This window comes from Paenibacillus sp. ALE3 (genome assembly GCF_054113405.1).
In genome coordinates this window covers 4,228,046-4,249,187 of record NZ_CM134214.1, presented here as the reverse complement: position 1 = coordinate 4,249,187, position 21,142 = coordinate 4,228,046, and the positions used below count along the sequence as shown (strand labels likewise).

General features: G+C 43.8%; 19 protein-coding genes and 1 riboswitch. Of the genes, 13 read left to right on the top strand and 6 right to left on the bottom strand.

Annotated features, from left to right (window positions below):
• Positions 1-82 precede the first annotated feature (82 nt).
• The 3 genes from ACXHJ2_RS18840 to ACXHJ2_RS18830 all read right to left on the bottom strand — a co-directional run bounded on the left by ACXHJ2_RS18840 (position 83) and on the right by ACXHJ2_RS18830 (position 3,300).
• Positions 83-1,585, bottom strand: coding sequence for a stalk domain-containing protein (locus ACXHJ2_RS18840; protein WP_165082749.1), 1,503 nt, complete (start codon positions 1,583-1,585; stop codon positions 83-85).
• A gap of 216 nt (positions 1,586-1,801) precedes the next feature.
• The gene (locus ACXHJ2_RS18835; RefSeq protein ID WP_058710718.1) at positions 1,802-2,437 is read right to left on the bottom strand and encodes a cyclodeaminase/cyclohydrolase family protein; all 636 of its coding nucleotides are present in this window, start codon (positions 2,435-2,437) and stop codon (positions 1,802-1,804) included.
• Positions 2,434-3,300 carry a bifunctional 5,10-methylenetetrahydrofolate dehydrogenase/5,10-methenyltetrahydrofolate cyclohydrolase gene (locus tag ACXHJ2_RS18830; protein ID WP_058828973.1) on the bottom strand — a complete coding sequence of 289 codons (867 nt, stop codon included), beginning with the start codon at positions 3,298-3,300 and terminating at the stop codon, positions 2,434-2,436. Before ACXHJ2_RS18830 ends, ACXHJ2_RS18835 begins: the two co-directional genes overlap by 4 nt.
• A gap of 113 nt (positions 3,301-3,413) precedes the next feature.
• A riboswitch (ZMP/ZTP riboswitch) is annotated at positions 3,414-3,498 on the bottom strand.
• 212 nt (positions 3,499-3,710) lie between these two features.
• Between ACXHJ2_RS18830 and desA the strand changes: the two genes are divergently transcribed.
• The 8 genes from desA to ACXHJ2_RS18790 all read left to right on the top strand — a co-directional run bounded on the left by desA (position 3,711) and on the right by ACXHJ2_RS18790 (position 12,372).
• Positions 3,711-4,772 (top strand): Delta(5) desaturase DesA, encoded by a 1,062-nt coding sequence (desA, locus tag ACXHJ2_RS18825; RefSeq protein WP_040102073.1) that lies wholly within the window; start codon positions 3,711-3,713, stop codon positions 4,770-4,772.
• A 60-nt stretch (positions 4,773-4,832) separates the two neighbouring features.
• A complete protein-coding gene (locus ACXHJ2_RS18820) occupies positions 4,833-5,966 on the top strand; it encodes a sensor histidine kinase (protein ID WP_040102072.1) in 1,134 nt (377 codons plus the stop codon).
• Positions 5,963-6,562, top strand: a complete 600-nt coding sequence (locus ACXHJ2_RS18815; protein ID WP_058828976.1) for a response regulator transcription factor — start codon at positions 5,963-5,965, stop codon at positions 6,560-6,562. Before ACXHJ2_RS18820 ends, ACXHJ2_RS18815 begins: the two co-directional genes overlap by 4 nt.
• 169 nt (positions 6,563-6,731) lie before the next feature.
• Positions 6,732-7,352, top strand: a complete 621-nt coding sequence (locus ACXHJ2_RS18810) for a deoxynucleoside kinase (RefSeq protein ID WP_040102071.1) — start codon at positions 6,732-6,734, stop codon at positions 7,350-7,352.
• The gene (locus ACXHJ2_RS18805; protein WP_017426248.1) at positions 7,352-7,993 is read left to right on the top strand and encodes a deoxynucleoside kinase; all 642 of its coding nucleotides are present in this window, start codon (positions 7,352-7,354) and stop codon (positions 7,991-7,993) included. Before ACXHJ2_RS18810 ends, ACXHJ2_RS18805 begins: the two co-directional genes overlap by 1 nt.
• 191 nt (positions 7,994-8,184) lie before the next feature.
• Positions 8,185-9,186 carry a Gfo/Idh/MocA family protein gene (locus tag ACXHJ2_RS18800; RefSeq protein ID WP_165082846.1) on the top strand — a complete coding sequence of 334 codons (1,002 nt, stop codon included), beginning with the start codon at positions 8,185-8,187 and terminating at the stop codon, positions 9,184-9,186.
• Positions 9,187-9,462: 276 nt separating this feature from the next.
• Positions 9,463-10,899, top strand: coding sequence for a purple acid phosphatase family protein (locus ACXHJ2_RS18795; protein ID WP_165082747.1), 1,437 nt, complete (start codon positions 9,463-9,465; stop codon positions 10,897-10,899).
• Positions 10,900-11,145: 246 nt separating this feature from the next.
• The gene (locus tag ACXHJ2_RS18790; RefSeq protein WP_165082745.1) at positions 11,146-12,372 is read left to right on the top strand and encodes an RtcB family protein; all 1,227 of its coding nucleotides are present in this window, start codon (positions 11,146-11,148) and stop codon (positions 12,370-12,372) included.
• A 149-nt stretch (positions 12,373-12,521) separates the two neighbouring features.
• Here ACXHJ2_RS18790 and aroE read toward each other — a convergent pair whose 3' ends face one another.
• Complete coding sequence (aroE, locus tag ACXHJ2_RS18785) at positions 12,522-13,412, bottom strand: shikimate dehydrogenase (protein ID WP_165082743.1); 891 nt, start codon at positions 13,410-13,412, stop codon at positions 12,522-12,524.
• A gap of 27 nt (positions 13,413-13,439) precedes the next feature.
• On the bottom strand, positions 13,440-14,630 hold the full coding sequence (locus ACXHJ2_RS18780) for an MFS transporter (RefSeq protein WP_165082741.1): 1,191 nt from the start codon (positions 14,628-14,630) through the stop codon (positions 13,440-13,442).
• Between the two features lie 216 nt (positions 14,631-14,846).
• Here ACXHJ2_RS18780 and ACXHJ2_RS18775 point away from each other — a divergent pair, with 216 nt between their 5' ends.
• The 3 genes from ACXHJ2_RS18775 to aroD all read left to right on the top strand — a co-directional run bounded on the left by ACXHJ2_RS18775 (position 14,847) and on the right by aroD (position 18,018).
• Complete coding sequence (locus ACXHJ2_RS18775; RefSeq protein ID WP_165082739.1) at positions 14,847-15,758, top strand: LysR family transcriptional regulator; 912 nt, start codon at positions 14,847-14,849, stop codon at positions 15,756-15,758.
• A gap of 129 nt (positions 15,759-15,887) precedes the next feature.
• On the top strand, positions 15,888-17,150 hold the full coding sequence (locus ACXHJ2_RS18770) for an MFS transporter (protein WP_165082737.1): 1,263 nt from the start codon (positions 15,888-15,890) through the stop codon (positions 17,148-17,150).
• Between the two features lie 103 nt (positions 17,151-17,253).
• The gene (aroD, locus tag ACXHJ2_RS18765) at positions 17,254-18,018 is read left to right on the top strand and encodes a type I 3-dehydroquinate dehydratase (protein ID WP_165082735.1); all 765 of its coding nucleotides are present in this window, start codon (positions 17,254-17,256) and stop codon (positions 18,016-18,018) included.
• Positions 18,019-18,117: 99 nt separating this feature from the next.
• Here the strand turns inward: aroD and ACXHJ2_RS18760 are convergent, their stop codons facing one another.
• Positions 18,118-18,690, bottom strand: coding sequence for a shikimate kinase (locus ACXHJ2_RS18760; RefSeq protein WP_025677396.1), 573 nt, complete (start codon positions 18,688-18,690; stop codon positions 18,118-18,120).
• A 534-nt stretch (positions 18,691-19,224) separates the two neighbouring features.
• Between ACXHJ2_RS18760 and ACXHJ2_RS18755 the strand changes: the two genes are divergently transcribed.
• Both ACXHJ2_RS18755 and ACXHJ2_RS18750 read left to right on the top strand, forming a co-directional pair.
• Positions 19,225-19,917: a pectate lyase gene (locus ACXHJ2_RS18755; RefSeq protein WP_153794755.1), complete on the top strand. Its 693-nt coding sequence runs from the start codon at positions 19,225-19,227 to the stop codon at positions 19,915-19,917.
• 187 nt (positions 19,918-20,104) lie between these two features.
• Positions 20,105-21,109 (top strand): aminoglycoside phosphotransferase family protein, encoded by a 1,005-nt coding sequence (locus ACXHJ2_RS18750; protein ID WP_165082733.1) that lies wholly within the window; start codon positions 20,105-20,107, stop codon positions 21,107-21,109.
• The last annotated feature ends 33 nt before the right edge of the window (positions 21,110-21,142 follow it).

Genomic DNA, 21,142 nt, shown 5'->3' with positions numbered 1-21,142 from the left:
AGACTTCCTGCATACTATACGCAGTATATAGAAACAAAAGACCAGTCCAACATGAATCATGTTCGGACTGGTCTTTTATTTACTACTTCGTCGTAATTACGATAGTATCTTCTTTTTGTATCCAATCTACCTTGGCTCCCAGTGTTTCGCTGATGAGCCTCAATGGAAGATAACCAATACCGTTCACCATGAAGGGCGGATTGGTGAGTTCTACAGATTTACCGTTCACTTTTGTTTGGCTGGTTTTGAAATTTATTTCTAGAGAGACGGGATGGTCTCCTGCCTTGGACTGATTCATTTTCGCTATTTTGCTGTTGTAATCATATGTGACCTCTGCCCCTAGTTTGTCAAATACGGAGCGGAGGGGAATAAATGCCTGGCCGTTGCGGGTAATCACACCGTTACTTAGAGGGACAGGTGTACCATTGAGACGGACGAGAATCGGCTTTTGCACAGGAACTGGCGTACTATAAAGAAATTCATAGTCGCCTATACCGAGTTGCGCGTGTTTGTTAACGCCCCACCCCCACAGGTCGCCGTTTGTTTTTTGCATGATGATGTGCCGTGGGCCTGCTTTGATGCTTTGAATATTTTTGGCAAGTAATGTAAAGGAGACATTGGAGGATAACTTTTCGCCATCTAGAGATGCAACATATACATTACCAGATGTGGTTAGAGCAAGGATGGAGCGTTCAACGAAAAAGGCGTCTTTAACATCCTTTACTCCTGTTAGCAGTATAGGAGTATTAGCATTGTGGTAGGTTGTATTGTCTAAGGCACCTGTAACGGTAGCCCCCCAGAACCATAGCCGACCTTGCTGATCAATCGCGAGATTGGAATACCTATTGGCCTTGATTGTCTTGATGCCTGATAAGGCATGAATTTGTGATACGGATAGAGTTTCGGACGGAGCTACATTTTTATCAAATTCTTTGGGCCACGTCCACACGGTACCATCTTTTTTTAAAGCTATGTTTTTAGCAATTGCCGTAATATCCTTTAATGATGAAATAGGTTCGAAGCCCTGCAATGCTTTTGTGTTTTTCCATACACTTCCGTCTTTTCTTAGGAATATCCAGCGTTCCTCATAATCCGGTCTTTCCTCATAGTAACTATCTATATGGGCAACCTCGCCGATGCCAGACAGGGGTTGAAAACGACTAAAGATATTTTTATCTCCGAGTTGATCAGCTGAAAATACATTCCCTTCGTTGCTAAGAGCGAGCATATGATCACCCAAACTACTTACAGTTGCGAGGTTCTGTAGTCCTTCCAGAGGAACAAATTTCACGGATTCAGAAATATTGTTTCTAGGCACATACCATGCAGAGTGGTCTTGCAAGGTAAATACTAGATCGCCTTCGTTGATAATATTAGAGAATGTTTTTACAACGTTCGGCTTGCCCTCTATACGAGTCGGTACGGATTGATTATAGCCCCACAGCCACAAGCTTCCATCGGATTGAATCAGACTTCCGGAATCATAGGAGCGAATATGGGATGTGGAATCATCTCCGGCCGCCCATACACTGGGACTGAGCAGCAATAACGTGATTATACTGAGTAATAGAGTACGTCTTTTCATACGATTTTCCTCATTTCTTGATCAATGTGTATAAGAGAAAAAATGTTCTTAAAGAATATCCCTTATCCATAGACGAAGAAAGGATAGAAAAGTTTTCCATAAATAATGAATCGTAATAAAATAACCTCCAAACCCAACGATTAGAGATGGGTTTGGAGGTTATTTATAATTAGCGAATAGGCAAAATATTACAGCTTGTGCACGGTTATGAGCTGATTAATTAGCAATTCGACTGCGCACAGTCAATAAGGTTTGCTCTTTAATTTGTCCGATTTCACGGAGGAGTACGGCTGTTTTGGCTTCGTAGGATTGTTTGACATCCAAGTCCTTGAGCGAGGCAAGGTTAATATCAATGGTAAGCAGGGCCGATTGAGCGGCTGCTTCAAACAAAATCGCGCCGATGCCCAGATCAGAAATCACATTTTTATTGGATATTTCAACAATGTTGTAGGCTTGTGATAGTCCGTCCCGGCATACTTCCAGCAGGCGCATAGGGACCTCAATGGCAGCAATCACCGCTGTTTGTAAGGAATGGGTACGATAGCGCTTTTCTTCGTCTGTTTCTTTGGGCAAACGCAACGCGGTCATGTACTGTTCAAAAGATTGGATGTCTGCGGCCATCAGTTCCTCACAATGTGTAGACAATCTCTCCATGCTGCTAATGACTTGCGTCATTTGTTCACGGAATTGCGCGAATTTTTCTCCTTGTGAAAGGTTGGCGGTCATGGAGGTCATAGCTGCGCCTAGTGCCGCAGCCAGCGCGGATACACTTCCTCCGCCGGGGGTAGGCGCTGCACTTGCAGCTTCTTTCAGAAAATGTGCGATGGACTGATTCCACGACAGTTCAGTCATGAATAAACCACCTCTCTGGAGTAATGTTGCAGACGTATCGCTTTGAGCAAGTTTTTGTACAAAATGGCAGTCGTTAAGGTACCCACACCGCCGGGAACGGGAGAAATGGCATGTACCTTTTCTACAACGTCCGGAGCAGCGTCACCCACGATTTTTCCCTCCAGCGTCTCATTAATTCCTGCATCCACGAGAATCAAACCTGGATGCACCATATCCTGCGTAATCACATCAGGGCATCCAACTGCGACGAAGGCAATATCTGCATGGCTCAGATGCTCTGCAATATCACGTGTACCTGCATGACAGGCGGTGACGGTGGCATTTTCTCTTTGCAGCATGTGGAAAAGGGGAAGTCCCACCGTCTGCCCAATGCCCACGAGCGTGACATTTTTGCCTGCCAAGGAGTGGCCGTAATGCTTCAACAGTTCAATACAGGCTTGAGGTGTAGCGGGGTACAGCCCTGCGTCACCCGTAACGGTAGCCAGCTTGTTATCAGGTGTAATTCCATCAATATCCTTGTAGGGGGCGATGGATTGTTTAATAACGGAGGCGGAAAGATGTTGAGGAAGCGGGAGTTCCAGCATAATGCCATGTACATGGGATGCATCATTTAGGGTGCCGATCAGGTGCAGAAGCTCGGCTTCGCTTACATGACGATTAAAAGTATGGAGATGAAATGAGATGCCCAGCTTCTCTGCTATTTTTTGCTTGGTCCGTGCATAGTATGCAGATGCCGGATCACCTTCTACTAACAGGGTTGCCAGATGGGGACGGTGTCCTTGCTGTTTCATTTGCTCTACTTGGGAACGGATCGTTGCATACACTTGCTCAGCTGCTTCTTTGGATTTCATAATAATAGCCATAGTCCGAGCCTCCTCTGAATTTATCGCATAATAGAATCAACAGGGTGTCATGGTCTTAAAAAACGAAAAAAAGTATTTGCACAAGGTCGTCAAGACAGACGAATCCTCTGCAAATACTTCTCCCAGGCGAACGGTACGCTTTGTTTGTATGCTCCCTCGTGGTTGATTCCACTGACTTCGCCAGTCACATACAGCGTTATATATCTTACATTTTAACAAAAAAACAGCAGAAAGGAAACCCGCGAACATTTGGCAAACAGGTTTGGTTAGTAGTCTATATGACAAATGTCATATGCCCGAACTGACGTTTATGACTACAGCAGATCCAGCGTTCTCCTTATACTGAGCTTAGATCAACATGTACGCCTGACAGGATCAAGGTATGGGCTGCATTTTAAAGGAGGATCATAATGGGTATGACACAACTCCCGTTAGCTCAATTGAAAAAAAATATGGCTCCCTACGAGAAAATAAACACGAAATCCAGCGTTCTGCAACTGATTAATACCTTGGGACCGCTAATCCTATTGTGGTATGCCGCTTATCTTAGCCTAGCGGTTTCTTACTGGCTTACGCTTCCAATTACCATTATTGCGGCAGGCTTTGTGGTACGGACGTTTATTATCTTTCATGATTGTGGTCATCAATCTTTTTTCAAAAGTCGCAAGCTGAACGATATTGTGGGAACGATTACAGGGATTATTACGCTCTGCCCTTATCACCAATGGAAAAATAGTCACGCGATCCACCATGCAACCAGCAGTAATCTGGATAAAAGAGGCACAGGTGATATGTGGGTGCTCACGGTAGAAGAGTACACAGCGGCTTCCACATGGACACGGCTGGCCTATCGTATATATCGAAATCCTTGGGTTATGTTCGGGCTAGGTCCGATCTATACTTTTTTGATTTCCTATCGGTTTAATGTCAAGACAGCCAAACGTAAGGAAAAAATAAACACTTATGTGACGAATATATCCATCGTTGCATTGTATGCACTGTTGTGCTGGGCTATTGGCTGGCAGGCATTCCTTCTGGTACAGACGCCTATCTTTTTTGTCTCTGGTATGTTGGGAATCTGGCTGTTCTATGTGCAACACCAGTTTGAGGATTCGTATTTTGAGCATGATGAAGAGTGGAGTTATATTAATGCGGCTGTAGAAGGCAGCTCTTACTACAAGCTCCCTAAAGTATTGCAATGGATTACGGGCAATATTGGTTTTCATCACGTTCATCACCTGAGCCCGAAAGTACCAAATTACAATTTGGAGAAAGCTCATGAAGCCACACCGTTGCTGCAAAAGGCGACCACGATCACAGTGAGTAGCAGTCTGCAATCTTTGAAATTCCGACTGTGGGATGAAAGTACCAAAACCTTTCTGACCTTTAAACAAGTAAAGCCGCTGCTTAGCAAACGTGTTGGCGCTTCAAAACCCATCCCCACACCTGTTGTAGGCACGGATAGAAAATAGACGTTGTACGGAAATTGGTATGTTAAGATAGGGATATCTAAAGTAGAAAAGGGTGGCAGGATGCAAAAGTGGTATCAGATTTTCCAAAGAAATACGGGACTTAGCCCTTATGTGTGGGTCGTCTTTTACATCCTGCCCTTTTACTATTTTAGCTCTTCATCTACAAGTCATATTATTCTGGGTACCGCGATTATTTTGGTGTTTTTTGCTTGTTATGTACTGGCTTTTGTCTCTCAAGGCTGGCTCATATACTTCTGGACCAGTGTGCAGATTGCTATATCGATTACGATGACGCTGCTATTTAGCTATATGTATTTTTCCATATTTATCGCTTATCTGATCGGTAATATTAAAAGTAAGGCTGCATTTACGACGCTGTATATAATTTTAATGGTTATTACGATTGGATTAATCAATTATGGGTTTGTTTCTCAGAATCCTGTTTTTATTAAGCAGATTCCTTTTATCTTGCTCAATCTGATCGGTGTGATCCTCCTTCCGATTACAAATTTTAATCGCAACAAGAGTGATCGGCTTCAGGTCCAATTAGAGGATGCCAATAAGAAAATATCGGAATTGATCAAGCTGGAGGAACGGCAAAGAATTGCGCGTGACCTGCACGATACCTTGGGTCAGAAGCTGTCACTCATTGGGCTGAAGAGTGATTTGGCGGGCAAGCTACTGGACCAGTACCCGGAACGGGCTCATGTCGAAATTAACGATGTTCGTCTCACGGCAAGAAGTGCGTTAAAAGAAGTACGGGAAATGGTTACTCAAATGCGCGGCATGAGACTAGAGGATGAACTGCTACGTATTCGGCAAATTTTAAAGGCTGCTCACATCGAACTGACCTTGGAGGGCGACCCGAAGCTGGAGCATACGTCATTAATGAATGAAAATGTGCTGAGCATGTGTATGAAGGAAGCCGTAACCAATGTAGTGAAGCACAGTGGAGCTACCGCTTGCTCCATCACCATTGAGCCGTCTCGTAAGGAATTGACCCTGCGGATTCAGGATAATGGAGTTGGTATTATGGGAGAAAATGCAGTCTTTCGGGGACATGGTCTGCAAGGCATGAAGGAAAGGCTCGAATTCGTGAACGGATGTATGGAGCTGCGTTCCGATCAGGGAACGACCCTGGTCATTAAGGTGCCCAACATCACTGAAAAGCCGAATGAGGAGGTGGGGCCATGATTCGAATCGTTATTGCAGAAGACCAGCGTATGTTGCTGGGTGCTCTAGCCTCCCTGTTGGACTTGGAAGAAGACATGAAAGTAGTCGGAAAAGCAAGCAACGGGGAAGAAGCTATAGAACTGGTGAAGCTACATCAGCCAGACATATGCATTATGGACATCGAAATGCCGATAAAAAGCGGATTGGATGCGGCAGAGGAACTCAGAGGCTTGAATTGCAAGGTGCTTATTTTAACAACGTTTGCTCGCCCCGGGTATTTTGAACGAGCGATTAAGGCGGGTACACACGGTTATTTACTCAAGGACAGTCCCAGCGAAGAACTGGCATCCTCCATTCGCAGTATTATGGCAGGCCGACGTATTTACGCTCCAGAACTGGTTGATGATGCTTATGCCGAGGTCAACCCGCTAACGGAGCGTGAAAAGACCGTGTTGGCGCTTATTGCTGACGGAAAGAACACCAAAGAGATTGCTGGTGAACTGTTTTTAACAACAGGGACGGTGCGAAATTATATTTCAGTCATTCTCGATAAGCTGGGTGTCAGCAACCGAATTGAGGCGATTACACGTTTTAATGAAAAAGGTTGGTTCAAATGAGAGACAGGCAAAAATATTAAGCAGAACAGGGACGCTATGAAGCCAAGCGTAGCTGCTCTGTTTTTTTGTTTTATCCATAGATTTGCTATGCCTCTAGCATACTTCCTTGTGATACAATAGGATAGTTGTCCATAGGATGGACCTGGAGTACAAGGAGGAGCAGAACCGCATGAAACAAGCCCCATTTATAGCCGTTGAAGGGCCGATTGGAGCAGGTAAGACAACGTTGGCTTCGATGCTTTCAACCGAGCTACAATTGCCGATGATCAAAGAGATTGTCGAGGAAAACCCGTTTCTCGATAAATTCTATCAAAATATAGATGAGTGGAGCTTTCAGTTGGAAATGTTCTTTCTCTGCAATCGGTATAAGCAGCTAGAGGATACTGGTCTGCAATACATCGAGAAAGCCCAGCCTGTAATTTCAGATTACCATATCTATAAAAATCTGATTTTTGCTGAACGTACGCTTAAGGGTGTGAAGCTCGAAAAATATCGCCAAATCTATCATTTGCTCACAGATGACATGCCCAAGCCTGACATTATCGTTTATATTAGAGCAGATTTGGATACCTTGCTGGGTAGAATTCGTAAGCGCGGACGCTCCTTTGAACAGGAGATGGACCCTGCCTATCTGGAGCAATTGATTACGGATTATGATAAAGGCATTCAGTTTCTCGCCGAACAGTCACCTGCCCCTCGTATATTGACCGTAAACGGGAATGAAATTGATTTTGTAGAAAACCAGGCACAATTTGAACAAATTGTTTCCGATGTAAAGGAGCTTATATAGTGAATAATTACAACATTCCTGCAAATGCCCTGATTACGGTAGCGGGTACGGTGGGTGTAGGTAAATCAACGTTAACGGGCGCTTTGGCCAGTCGTCTTGGTTTTAAAACCTCGTTAGAGCAAGTTGATCATAATCCGTATCTGGAGAAGTTTTATCACGATTTCGAAAGATGGAGCTTTCATCTACAGATCTATTTTCTCGCGGAACGCTTCAAGGAGCAAAAGAACATTTTCTTGTCTGGTGGAGGTTTTGTGCAGGATCGTTCCATTTATGAGGACACAGGCATTTTTGCGAAAATGCATGCCGATCAGGGAACAATGAACCCTACCGATTATGAAACATATACTAGCCTATTTGAGGCGATGGTCATGACCCCGTTCTTTCCGCACCCTGATGTGCTGATCTATCTGGAAGGCAGCTTGCCCTCCATACTGAGTCGGATCGAAGAACGCGGCCGCGAAATGGAGATTCAGACCGAGCGATCCTATTGGGAGCAAATGCATCGCAGATATTCCAATTGGATCAATGAATTTGATGCCTGTCCTGTACTGCGTCTCAACATTGATGAGTACGATGTACACGACCCTGCTTCCATGGACGCCATTTTGACAGAAGTAGGTAAAGTGATCTCCACAAAGTAGTGATGTAACCCCAAAAAGCATATAAGGACTGTGGTACAATCAGTATAAATTAAGCTGATAGACCACAGTCTTTTTTAATATGTGGAAGCATGGGAGATCACAAGCGGTATAGTGGACAAGTCTTGGCTGGAATGCGAGAATAGGAACATATATTAATTGTAATGACTCACGGGAAAGGATGGGATACTGTGATGCGTTTTGGTATCGTTGGAACGAACTGGATAACGGAAAGATTTATTCAAGCTGCGATAGAGACAGACGAATTTTCCCTGACTGCGGTGTACTCACGAACAGAGGAGAAAGGCAAAGCCTTTGCTGACAAATATAGCAGCCAGCCGGAAGTTTTTACAGATCTGGCGCAAATGGCTGCAAGCGATCAGGTGGATGCCGTATATATTGCCAGTCCCAATTCCTTACATGCAGAGCAAGCGATCTTATGTATGAACCATGGAAAGCATGTGCTGTGTGAGAAGCCATTAGCTTCTAATGCAGCAGAGGTGCAGAGCATGATCGAAGCCGCGCGCAACAACGATGTTCTGTTGATGGAGGCCGTTAAATCCACGCTTATGCCTAACTTTAAAATTATAAAGGATCATATGTATAAAATAGGCCGGGTTCGGCGTTATTTTGCAAGCTACTGTCAATACTCTTCACGTTTTGATGCTTTTAAGCAGGGCAAGGTGCTGAATGCCTTTAATCCGGCTTTTTCGAATGGTTCATTGATGGATCTGGGAGTGTATTGTTTGTATCCAATGGTGGCATTGTTCGGCAAACCGGATGAGGTCCGGGCGGTGGGTGTACTGTTATCCTCTGGTGTTGACGGCGAGGGTAGTATCGTGATGAAGTATCCGGATATGGATGCAATCGTCATGCATTCCAAAATTACAGATTCCTATTTACCTGCCGAAATACAGGGTGAGTATGGGACGATGGTGATCGACAAAATCAGCCAGCCCTATGAGGTGAAAATTCATTATCGGGACGGCACGATTGAGGATTTGACCAAGGCTCAGACGCGTGAGCCCATGTATTATGAAATTCAGGAATTTATTGATCTGATCAAGAGTGGGGAACGCAACAGTTCCATTAACTCTTTGGAGTGTTCGCTGACAGTCGCTGAAGTGATGGAGGAGGCAAGACAACAATTTGGTCTTCGTTATGAAGCGGATTTGAAAAATACCTCTGCACATTAGTTGGCTAGTGATTTAACAAAACCCTTACTAGCTTTCCAAGACTCCGCGACTGTTTCTTACATGGGGGCAGTCTAGTTTTATGTGTCAAGGTACCTAGAACATGAATAAGGCCTACCGGTTTCGCAAATTTTGCAAACATCCGGTAGGCCTTTTTTGGTTTATATACCTAACCTCATTTTTACAAAGCACTACATCTCAGCAAATAACGTATTAATAATTGATTGTTATGATCATATTTATAACTTTTACATATTAACTGCACAGAGGAGTGTACACATGTTTAAGAAGTTTCAAAAGTGGTCCGCAACATCTATGTCTGTTGCTCTTGCGCTAGGTTTGATTACGGGCCTGTCAGCCTCACCTGTTCATGCTGAGTCACCAGTGAACACAGATCAAGGTATTAGTAAAGTTACAGCTACATTTTATGGAGACACCAAAGCCTCCAAAGGATTTACCTGGTATACTTCAAAACTTTTCACGAAGAGCACTGTTCAAGTAACCAAGAAAACGGCTTCTGAAGCTGATTTTACGAATGCTCTTACATTTGAAGGCACTTCCTCTCCATCGACCAATTCTCCAGAAGAGCTTATCCATAAAGCTGTAGCTACAGGTCTTCAAGCGGACACAGCTTATTATTATCGTGTGGGTGATGCAGCGCGCGGGATATGGAGCGAAACAGGTACGTTTCAAACGGCTTCTAAGAACGGTGAATTTACCTTCATTGATTTAGCTGATACACAAGCGAAAAGCGAAGATGAAGCCATATTGTCTTCACAGACGCTCGAAAAAGCACTTCAAACCGTAAATAATGCTCAGTTTGTAGTTCACAACGGAGATATCGTAGATACCGGTACCAAAGAAGAGCAGTGGAACTGGTTGTTGGGACATTCACAAAAAAGTCTTTTGAATACAACCATTGTTCCTTCAGCAGGTAATCACGAGGATGAGAACTACGCTTTTTATGATCACTTTAATATTAAGCAACCAGCGGGTTCTGCTACTAAAACAGGAGCGTACTACTCCTTTGATTACAGCAATGCTCACTTTATCGTACTGAACTCCAATGAGGACTCAGAGAAATATGCCAATTTTTCTGAGGATCAAGTTGAATGGTTAAAGAAAGATGCTGCGGCAGCCAAAAAGGCGGGTGCACAGTGGATCATTGTTAATATTCACAAAGGTCCCTACACTACCTCTAACCATGCAACAGATGCTGACATCATGGATAACAATGGAGTTCGTAACCAAATCGTTCCACTCATGGACAAACTTGATATCGACTTTGTCGTGCAGGGGCATGATCATATTTATGCTCGGACGAAACCAATCAACCAAGAGGGTAAAGCAACAACGCCAACCAAATTAAAAGATAGATTAAATGAAAAGACGATTGAATATAGTGTGAATCCGGATGGAAGTATCTATGTCATCCCAGCAACTGCTGGCCCTAAAGTTTACTACAAGAACCCGAGTGAAAAGCTTGGAGATAAGTACTATAACCTCTTTGAATTAGCTGAAGAGAATCATGCGGCAGTATATGGCCCAGATCCGAGTGACAATCGTAGACCTGTACGAGGACAGGTGCAGAATTTTGTTGGCATCACTGTCGACGAAAATAAACTTACAGCCGTAACGTACGAAATTGATCAAAACAAAAATGATGCCAAACCTTTTATTGTGGATCAATTCGGAATCATCAAAAAATATCAGTAAAATTGATTAATGGTTTCTAAATGATCATAAAAGGATATCCTACAGTCTGTTTGGCTGCATGGATATCCTTTTTCATTTTCTTAGGGACTTTCTTATAGAGACGTCTGATGTTGTGCTTGTAATACTTACGCCCTGTTCGGAAGCGGGTAAACCGTACATAATGCTATTAAGAGATCCAAAGTTTAAAAATAGAATGCTCACTTTTACATATAGAAATTTTCTTGCAAAATATGGAGGGATAAAACGATGGCTTATCAAGAAATCAATGGAGTACGCGTATGGGGAACACCTGATTCGGGGGCACTATCTCAAGCCCGCACATGTGCCGAAAATGGTAATGTGATTCAGGCGCTACTGATGGCAGATCATCATAAAGGCTACAGTCAGCCAATTGGCGGTGTGATGGTGTATGACGGACAAATTTCACCTTCAGGTGTAGGGTATGATATCGGCTGCGGAAATAAGGCGGTAAGAACCAAGCTGTCTGCCGCAGACATTATGCCGCGTATTTCAAGCGTGATGGATGAGATTGCACGTCAGATTTCATTTGGCATAGGTCGTGTGAATGAGGTTCAGGTGGACCATGAGCTGTTTGATGACCCGGATTGGGCGGTATATGCAGCGATTGGGAAGCAAGAGCATGACAAACTGAAGTTCTTGGCGAGAGAACAGCTGGGTACAGTAGGGAGTGGCAATCATTTTGTTGATGTATTTGTAGAGGAAGCGACAGGACAGGTCTGGATTGCCAATCATTTCGGCAGCCGGGGCTTTGGGCACAAAACAGCAAGCGGGTTTCTAAATTTGGCCGCAGGACGGGAGTTTCTCGGAAAGGCGCCGGGAGAACATATGGATCAGCCGCCTGTACTACTGGATATGAACAGTGAGCTGGGGGATATGTACTATCGTGCAATGCGCCTTGCCGGACGTTATGCTTATGCAGGACGTGACCATGTGATAGAACAAGTGCTTGGTATAATGGGGACCGAAGCGGACTTTACGGTGCATAATCACCATAATTACGCGTGGAAAGAACAGCATGATGGACGCGACACCATTGTGGTCCGCAAAGGCGCAACCCCCTCGGCCCCTGGTCAAATGGGCTTTATTGGAGGAAGCATGGGGGATATCTCGGTGATTGTGCGTGGGAAAGATTCGGTAGAAAATCGGGATTCCTACTATAGTACAGTCCATGGCGCAGGTCGTATTATGAGTCGTACCCAGGCGGCCGGTAAAATGAATTGGAAAACCCGTACGCGTAGCGGTGGGCAGATTACGGACCTACAGATGAAGGAGGCTGTTCGAAACTACGGTGTCGAGCTGCGCGGAGCAGGTACAGACGAAAGCCCGTTTGTCTACCGCAAACTGCGTGAGGTGCTGGACGCTCATTCCGAGACTGTTGAAGTTATGCATGTGCTGAAGCCAATCGGGGTATGTATGGCTGGGGCCAATGAGTTTGACCCATATAAGGATTAATGAAAAGAGAAGGAAGAATGGTGTGTACCCATAAAAAAGACGATGCTCGGCAGAAGTGTTCATTCGCCGAGCATCGTCTTTAAAGTACATATATGCATATATAATAGAAGGAACTTATGGCTTGATGTGCTTGTTAGTACCTCTAAGTCTTACAGTTGATCAGCAAAAAGCTGTTCTTTAATATAAACGACAGGCATTTCTTGCCCTGTCCATAATTCGAAGGCAAGTGCGCCCTGCCACAGCATCATGCCCAGACCGTTAATGGCGGTTGCACCTACGGACTCAGCTTGTTCCATCAGTTTGGATTTAGCTGGGCTGTACACTACATCGGTCACGATCAGGTCGGAACGAAGCATGGACACATCCTCAATGACACTTTTGCCTTCCAGCGGTTTCATACCCACACCTGTACCATTAGCGAAAATATGACTTGTAAGAATCTCTTCACGCAGCTTCTCCTGATCCTCTAATGCATAGATGTTCGCCTTGAGTTGAGCATGTTTCATCTCTTCATTAATAATACGAACATTCTCTTCCGCCCGGGCAAAGAACTGGTCATTACGAGCGAAAATTGAAATTTCAGCAAGGCCAGCTCGAGCGGCTTCAATAGCAATCGGTGTTGCAGCACCGCCTGAGCCGACGAGTGTCATTTTCTTACCTTTCAGATCAATGCCGTGCTCCTGCAAGTTGCGAACATAACCAGATCCATCTGTACTGTAGCCTTTCAGCTTACCATCCGTATTCACGACAGTGTTGACGGCACCTGTAAATTTAGCGCTGTCGTCCAGCTCGTCAAGGTACTGTAAGATGGCTGTTTTGTTGGGCATGGACACGTTGTAGCCGCGTATGTTTAGAGCGCGCATCCCACGTACTACTTCTTCAAGTTGTTCATTGCCTACTTCAAAGGCCATATATGCGTTGTTTAGCCCCAGTTTCTCAAACGCAAGATTATGCATAGCCGGGGACAAAGAGTGTCCGATCGGTGTAGCTAGCAGTCCGATTAATTGCGTTCTTCCGTCAATACGTCCAGCGTTTTTCATAATAAGCCTCCAAGTTATCTGTGTAGTTTAATGAAACACTTTTTTATATCGATAAGCAACAAACACGGCCAGCAAAATACTGACTACGGCAATCGCAATATCTAGAATGAATACCGAGGTAATTCCCAGACTTTTGGACATGCTCCCGGTAGCTAAAGGCATCAGGATGAACGATAGGCTGGCTGCTATGTTTACGAGAGAAGTCGTAGTTCCTTTGTTCTTGCGGAAAAATTCTGTCATGACTGTAAGGGCAATTTGGAAGATACCCGCAGTAGACAAGCCGATTAAGAATGAACTGATCAAGGTAGCGACAGGATTGTGCCATACAATTAAAGCCAGCAAAGAAAGCAGGGCAATAAGCGGATACACAATCATGACGGTAATAGGCTTAATGAATCTACCAAGTACCACAGCCAACAAAATAACGGAAACTAGTGAACCTATACTATAGTAGCTAAGCAGCTTAATGGCGCTGGCTTTGTCCATGCCAAGAGCCTCTTCTCCAAAGGTAGGAAGCCATAGCTGCACGATCATGAACAATACAGTTGAAGTAAAACCGATAATAATCAGAGACAGACCTTCTTGCCAAAACTTAGGCTCGCTGTGGAACGAATCCGTTGATTGACCAGCCTCGGCTGGAGCCTTTTGTTCCTCTGCTTTGTGGTTGGGGAAAGCGGTCATCGACAAGAAAATCCCGTTCAGCAGATAAATTCCTGCTGGAATAAAGAAGGAATATCCATAGAACATATCGTGATTAATAAAAAATGCAATCATGAATGGAATAACAATGGCACCGATCGAGATGGATGCTTTGACCAGGACGGTTGCAGACCCGGCTTTTTTTCCGAACCCTTCAATGAGTGCGGGATAAGTCCCCGCATCCATCATTGAGTTGCAGAGCCCTGCGATAATGGCAAACACGAATGCCAACGTGTAGTTAGGTGCAAGCGGAATACCGATTAGGAAGATTAAATAAGCAAATGATGCAATAACAATGAGTGGTTTCCTTCCGTATTTATCTGACATTTTTCCGGCTACTCCGAGAGCGAGTAGTTTACCGATTCCAATCGCTGACACCAGATAGCCGATGGCTGCTTTATCCGTGTTCAATTGCACGGTCAGAAAACTCATATTCGACGAGAGAATAACATTAATCATACCCAGAAGAAAATAGTTGATATAAAGCCCTGTTGCCATTCTGATATAAGGATTTTTCATAAGTGTAACTCCCAACTTAAATTTTAGATCAATGGCCTAGATAGGCATCGTCCAGGTCTATTAAAGTACGCCCACAAACAAGTGAAAATATTCACATAATGTCTATGTTTTAATTATATAAGGGGTGTTATTATAAATCCAATGCATATTTTTATCGTTTTTCATAGTTTGAATCTATAATTTAAAATATGAATTAAAGAGGGAGCGTACATTCTTATGAATCTGAAGCACTTACAATATTTTCGTGTACTTGCAGAGATGGAGCATTTTACCCAGGCAGCTGCGCGGCTATGTATCACTCAACCCAGTTTAAGTCATGCGATTTCAGAATTAGAAAAGGATTTGGGTGTTCATCTGTTTGAAAAGCAGGGAAGAAATATTCGACTAAACAAATACGGGCGATTTTTTCTGAAATATGTGGAGCACGCGATGGATGAATTGGAAAAGGGGGAGCATAACTTACGGGAATTAGTGAGTCCAAGCCATGGGAATATAGATTTGGCGTTCATTTACACGTTAGGTTCACACTTCATTCCAGCGATAATCCAAGCTTTTTCAGCTCAAGATGCCCGTAAAGACATTTCCTTTTCGTTTCACCAAGGGAATACGAACGATATTATTCAAGGTCTGAAGCAGGAACACTATGACGTGGCGTTCTGCTCTCACGTGGAAAATGAACCAGATGTAGAGTTTATTCCGCTGGCTCAGCAGGAATTGGTGGTCATTGTTTCTCCTGATCATCCGCTGGCTTCTCTGGACCAAATTGACCTCAAAGATACAGCGGATTACCCGGTGATCTTCTTCAACAAAAAGAGTGGGGTTCGGCCCATTATTGAAAATTTGTTCGCCAAGGCAGGCGTTACGCCACAGATTATTTGCGAGATTGAAGAAGATACGGCAATGGCAGGACTGGTGTCTATCAATTACGGGATCGGAGTTATGCCCCGCATTTCATCGTTAGATTATTTTAACGTCAAAACATTGCCTATTGTAAATCCAGAATACGAGCGTTTTATCTACCTAGCCAGCATTAAAAATAGATACTTATCCCCGGCAGTAGTAGAGTTTCGGAACTTTGCCCTAAGTTATGGCAAGGAGTTTTATCTGAAAACGCATCAGCGTGTCTAAGCCGGAGTCTCGCAATTTTTAAACTTGATAAATTTTAAATTGTGTTCTATACTTCATCATCGACACAAGCAATGTGAAATGATTCACGTTTTGATACTACAAGACTTACTTACAAAAGCAGGTGAATTCATGATGAAACGTTCTTCTATTCCAGTGGCGACAGGTCTGTATGTGAACTATCTTTTGTTTGGCATGTTTAATATTATGCTGGCGTCGCACATGTCCTTTTTAACAGAGCATTTGCATACAGATCAGGCGGGCATTAGCCTTTTGGTTTCCGCGATGGGGTTTGGCAGACTATTTACGCTGTACATATCCGGCGTGCTCTCCGACCGCTATGGTCGCAAACCGTTCATTGTGGCCGCAGGGCTGCTGATGGCCGTATTTTTGGTTGGTATACCGCTGAGTCCCACCTTTGAGATGGCGATGGTACTGGCTGTGCTGGCAGGTGTAGCGAATTCTTTTCTTGATTCAGGTACTTATCCGGCTCTGATCGAAGCTTTCCCCCAATCCTCTGGTTCGGCTACAGTGTTGGTGAGAGGTTTTATATCCATTGGGGCGGCATTTTTACCGCTAATGATTATCTTTTTTATGAATCACGATATTTTTTACGGGTTCTCTTTCTTTATACCAGCATTGATATTTGCATTAAATGCGGTCTACTTGTTCAGAATGAAGTTTCCAGACATGCGGGTACAGCCCACCAAGGAGCAAAGTGGCGGTACTACTGTATCTAGTGCCGAGCAGACAGGAAATTTAAAGGCAGATGATGCGAGTAAACCGCGGTTTTGGCAGGAAGGTGTATGTCTTATTCTGCTTGGATTTACGGGGCCTACTTTGCTGTATATTGTGCAGTTATGGCTGCCTACGTTTGGACAACAGTTTATCGGCATGGCAGAATCAGAGTCTCTCAGACTATTAGTTTATTACAATATGGGTTCGCTGGTTTCCGTGTTTGTATTGGTCATTGCGTTGGGAAAATGGGTTAAACCTGTTCATATCATCCTTATTTATCCCTGTATTTCCTTGTTGGCTTTTGGAGCGCTTCTTCTTTTCAAATCAGGGGCTGCCGCCATTATCTGTGCGAGTGTCATCGGGTTTTCCATATCGGGTGTACTTCAGCTGACGTTAACCGTAATGAGTGAATTTTTTAGTCAACGAAAAGGACAGATTACCGGGTTTATTTATACCGCAACTTCGCTGTCCTATACGCTTATTCCCGTATTTACAGGCTTTCTTTTGAAGCATTCTCAAATTTCCAGTGTGTTTATGCTGGCTATTATCGTGAATGTGCTCGGGATCGCACTGGCGGTGTTTGTTAACTTTCGTTACAGTGCCGTTTTTCCTGCAAAACGAGAATTGTCTCCTCAAATTGTACTGGATACGAAATAACTAGCGACTGAACCTAATCATCTGCATGCTTATTCAGAATGCGTTATACTATGAATTATTGTGAATGTTCGACTTGAAACTGTAATTGGGGAGTGAGATAGATATGGAAAAAATCGTAAAGGTAAAAGATGTACGGATCGGTGAAGGAGCGCCTAAAATATGTGTCCCCATGGTGGGAGAAACGTTGGAGCAGTTGAAGGAAGAGGCTGCCCATTTACGTACACTCGACCTGGATATCGTAGAGTGGAGAGTCGATTTTTTCGAGCATGTGGAGGAGCTGGAAAAGGTAAAGGCTGCCTTACATGAGATTCGGTCTATTTTAGCCAATATTCCACTCGTATTTACGTTCCGTAGCGCCCGAGAAGGTGGAGAAAAGGAAATCAGTGCGGCAAGCTATGTAGAATTGAATCGTACAATAGCCGAAACGGGACAAGTAGATATGATTGATGTAGAGCTTTTTAATGAGGAAGCTGATGTGAAGATGCTGATAGAAGCGGCACATAAGCATAACGTGTATGTGATTATTTCTAACCACGATTTTCAAAAGACGCCGCCGAAGGAGGAAATTGTGTCCCGGTTGCGTAAGGCACAGGAATTGGGCGGCGATCTGCCTAAAATAGCGGTGATGCCAACCAATACAGCCGACGTATTAACCTTGTTGGACGCTACACGCACCATGGCAGAAGAGTATGCGGATCGGCCGATTATCACGATGTCGATGGCGGGAAAAGGTGTCGTGAGCCGTCTGACCGGAGAGCTATTTGGTTCAGCGTTGACTTTTGGTGCTGCCAAGAAGGCTTCTGCACCGGGACAAATTCCTGTCACTGAACTGAGAGAAATATTGCAGGTGCTGCATAGCCACTCTTAAAAGATGCAATTACTACCCACTAGCGAGCAAGGAATTCATAGTGAACACAAAAGGAGGACCCATGCGATAAGCATGCTGGGGTCCTCCTTTTTGTAATGCTTAATTCAATCCCCGAGTAGGTTCATACAATTCCCAACCCAGATTCAGTGTTTGAATAATATAGTCTGCGACTTCTTCCGCATCCAACTGATCGGTATCGATCTTGGAGTGATTCACCGCGTAAATGTCCTGTCTGGAACGGAAAAGATTTTCAATTTCCTCCAGCGTCTTGTTTTGCAGATTAGGGCGGGTGTCAATCAGCATCTTGAGCCGATCTTTCCAGGAATCCCAATTTAAATCCAAGAAGAACACAATGGAGGAAGCCAAACAAGCCTGCTTCACCTCTTCCTGTAAAAACGCACCACCGCCAACAGAAATGATTTTGAGGCGTGTATTGCTGCACAACTTCAAAATATGTTCTTTTTCAATCTCGCGGAAACGCTTCTCTCCGTAAGTTTTGAAAATTTCTGTTGTAGGCATGTTGTACTCTTGTTCAATCTCCTGATCAATATCGACAAAATCGCGATACAGTTTGCGCGCTAGATGGGAACCGATCGTTGTTTTGCCTACGCCCATAAAGCCGATGAGCACAATATTTTGTTCTTTTAATGGAATCTCACTATTGTTTTGCACGATAACCACTCTTTTCTCACCAGTAATGTTGAGATGTAACGCTTCAAAGCACTAAATACATTATACGTTCATCAACCGTGTCATTCAATAGTATAGAGCACATCAGCAATGAGGTATACGATAAAAGAGGCAAACGAAACTAGGTATTCAAGTATTATTTAATGCGTAAATTGAAGAATAACAAACTTGTACAAGTATAAAAGAGGCAATTTTGTGTACTTAATTGAAAAAAAGGACATATTTTGCCGGAAAACGTATTGAAATTATTGGAAGTAGGAATATAATAGAATTATGCAAATTGTAAATGTAATCGCTCTATTTACAATTTGTGATTGATTTAATTTATAAAAAAGAAGCTACTTTGAACCAAAAACCAAGTATACATATGCAAATAGTTAAATATCACTTTACGGACATGTGTCGGTCAATGGGTTCATTGTACGAAGGTGGTGATAAGGTCTACGCGCTTACGCTCTAGTCAACGAAGAATTGGAAATAAGAATAAAAAACGATCTAGGAGAGGGATGAATTGAAATGAAAACAAACACAGCTAAAGTATTGAAAAAGGGAATGAGTATTGCTTTATCCGGTATGTTGATCGCATTATTTGTCGGCAATTATTCTGCTCATGCAGCTCCAGAGGTCGTTCATAAGACCATACTTGTAAAAGCAGGAGAAGTATACGATGGTAAAGGCAAGACCGTAGTGGCTGACCCCGATACCTTGGGAGATGGAAGCCAAAAGGAGGCTCAAAAGCCTATCTTCAAGCTTGAAAATAATGCAACGCTGAAAAACGTGATCATCGCCGCGCCTGCTGCGGATGGTGTGCATGTATATGGCAATGGCACCATTTCCAACGTAACGTGGGAGGATGTCGGTGAAGATGCATTGACGCTTAAAGAACCAGGCACAGTGAATATTACAGGCGGTGGAGCATACCATGCATATGATAAAGTGTTCCAAATCAATGCCGAAGGCACAATTAACATTAAAAACTTTAGAGCCGATGATATCGGTAAGCTGGTTCGCCAACTTGGGGGCTCTACTTTTAGAGTGAATATGACTTTGGATAACTCGGATATTTCCAACGTGAAGGATTCGATCCTGAGATCCGACGGTCCTAACAGCAAAGCTAAAATTACGAATACTCGTTATCATAATGTAAAACAATTGTTCAAAGGCTTTAAATCTAGCAACACGAGCGAGTCCGGCAATACTCAATATTAATCGGTATAGAATAGAGTAAGGATAGGAGTATGGATGTGATAAGGGGCTGCCAACAGGTCGCGTGATCTGCTGGGCAAGCCCCTTTTTGGGTGCAGTGAGTTACCCCAAGATGATCTGGGCTTCGTTCGGAACGAGGACTATGATATGATCGTGCTATTACATTTTATACAAAAAGAGTTGGGTGGCTATGAATCTATTTCATCAATATGTGAATGTAGACGGTACTTTGAATGATACGCTGGTGCGCGATCGTGAAATTTTATATACAGGTACGAATGGCCGGCATGTGGAACGTTTTTACGTGTCCTCCTCTGAAAGTTATATATTTAAACCACTAACCAATGACGATCAGAAGGGGCACGAGAGATGGGTGTACGAGCATGTGCTTCCCGCATTACCACCCATCTATCCCCAATTGCTAGCTTGGTCTGATGCAGACGCAGATGACGGAGGAGAATGGATGGTATTTGAGGACCTTGGTCCGTTACATCATGTTCACGCAGACGAAACCCTATTGCAAGCTGTAGGACTTGTTGCAAGGTGGCATGCTTTGCCACTGGACTATTTTGCAGGAATGCCATTGCGGGGACCGAAGCCGCTCATTCAGGAGATGGTTTCTGAACTGCACATACGCAAGCCAGATATATTAGAGCTTTGCAGCTCACTCGGTTTTTCCAAGCAACACATGCAGCGTATTTATGTACAACTGGAGCATCTATCTTTTTCACACCAGCTTGTACTGTCTCATGGTGATCTTCATCCGGGAAACTATGCGCTGAGTGGGGAACGGTTAAAGGTATTGGATTGGGAGCATGCTCATCTAAACACACCGCTGTGGGATGTATATCACCTGATCGACATGTCCCATCCGTTATTCCCCCGACATATGACGTCTGAATTGCGTATTCGTATGCTAGACACCTATCTGGAACAGCTGGAGCTGTTGGGGATACAGGTAGATCGAACGGCATTTATACAGGAATATGGTATGTTTGCTGTGGTATTTTCGCTTTGGATGCTATTACTAATCACAAGTGATTTGCAAAGGATTAAAAAGGAGCTGCATAGAAATAGCAACAAATGGTCAAAAGAGCAATTAGAGTCCCAGTTGGATGAAACGTTAGCTTGTTTAAACCAATGTACAGCGATGATGGATTGGGGACAAGTCCAACCATGTAAGCAGTGGCTTTAGTGGGCTTAAGGCATAGATTCTATATAGTTAGCC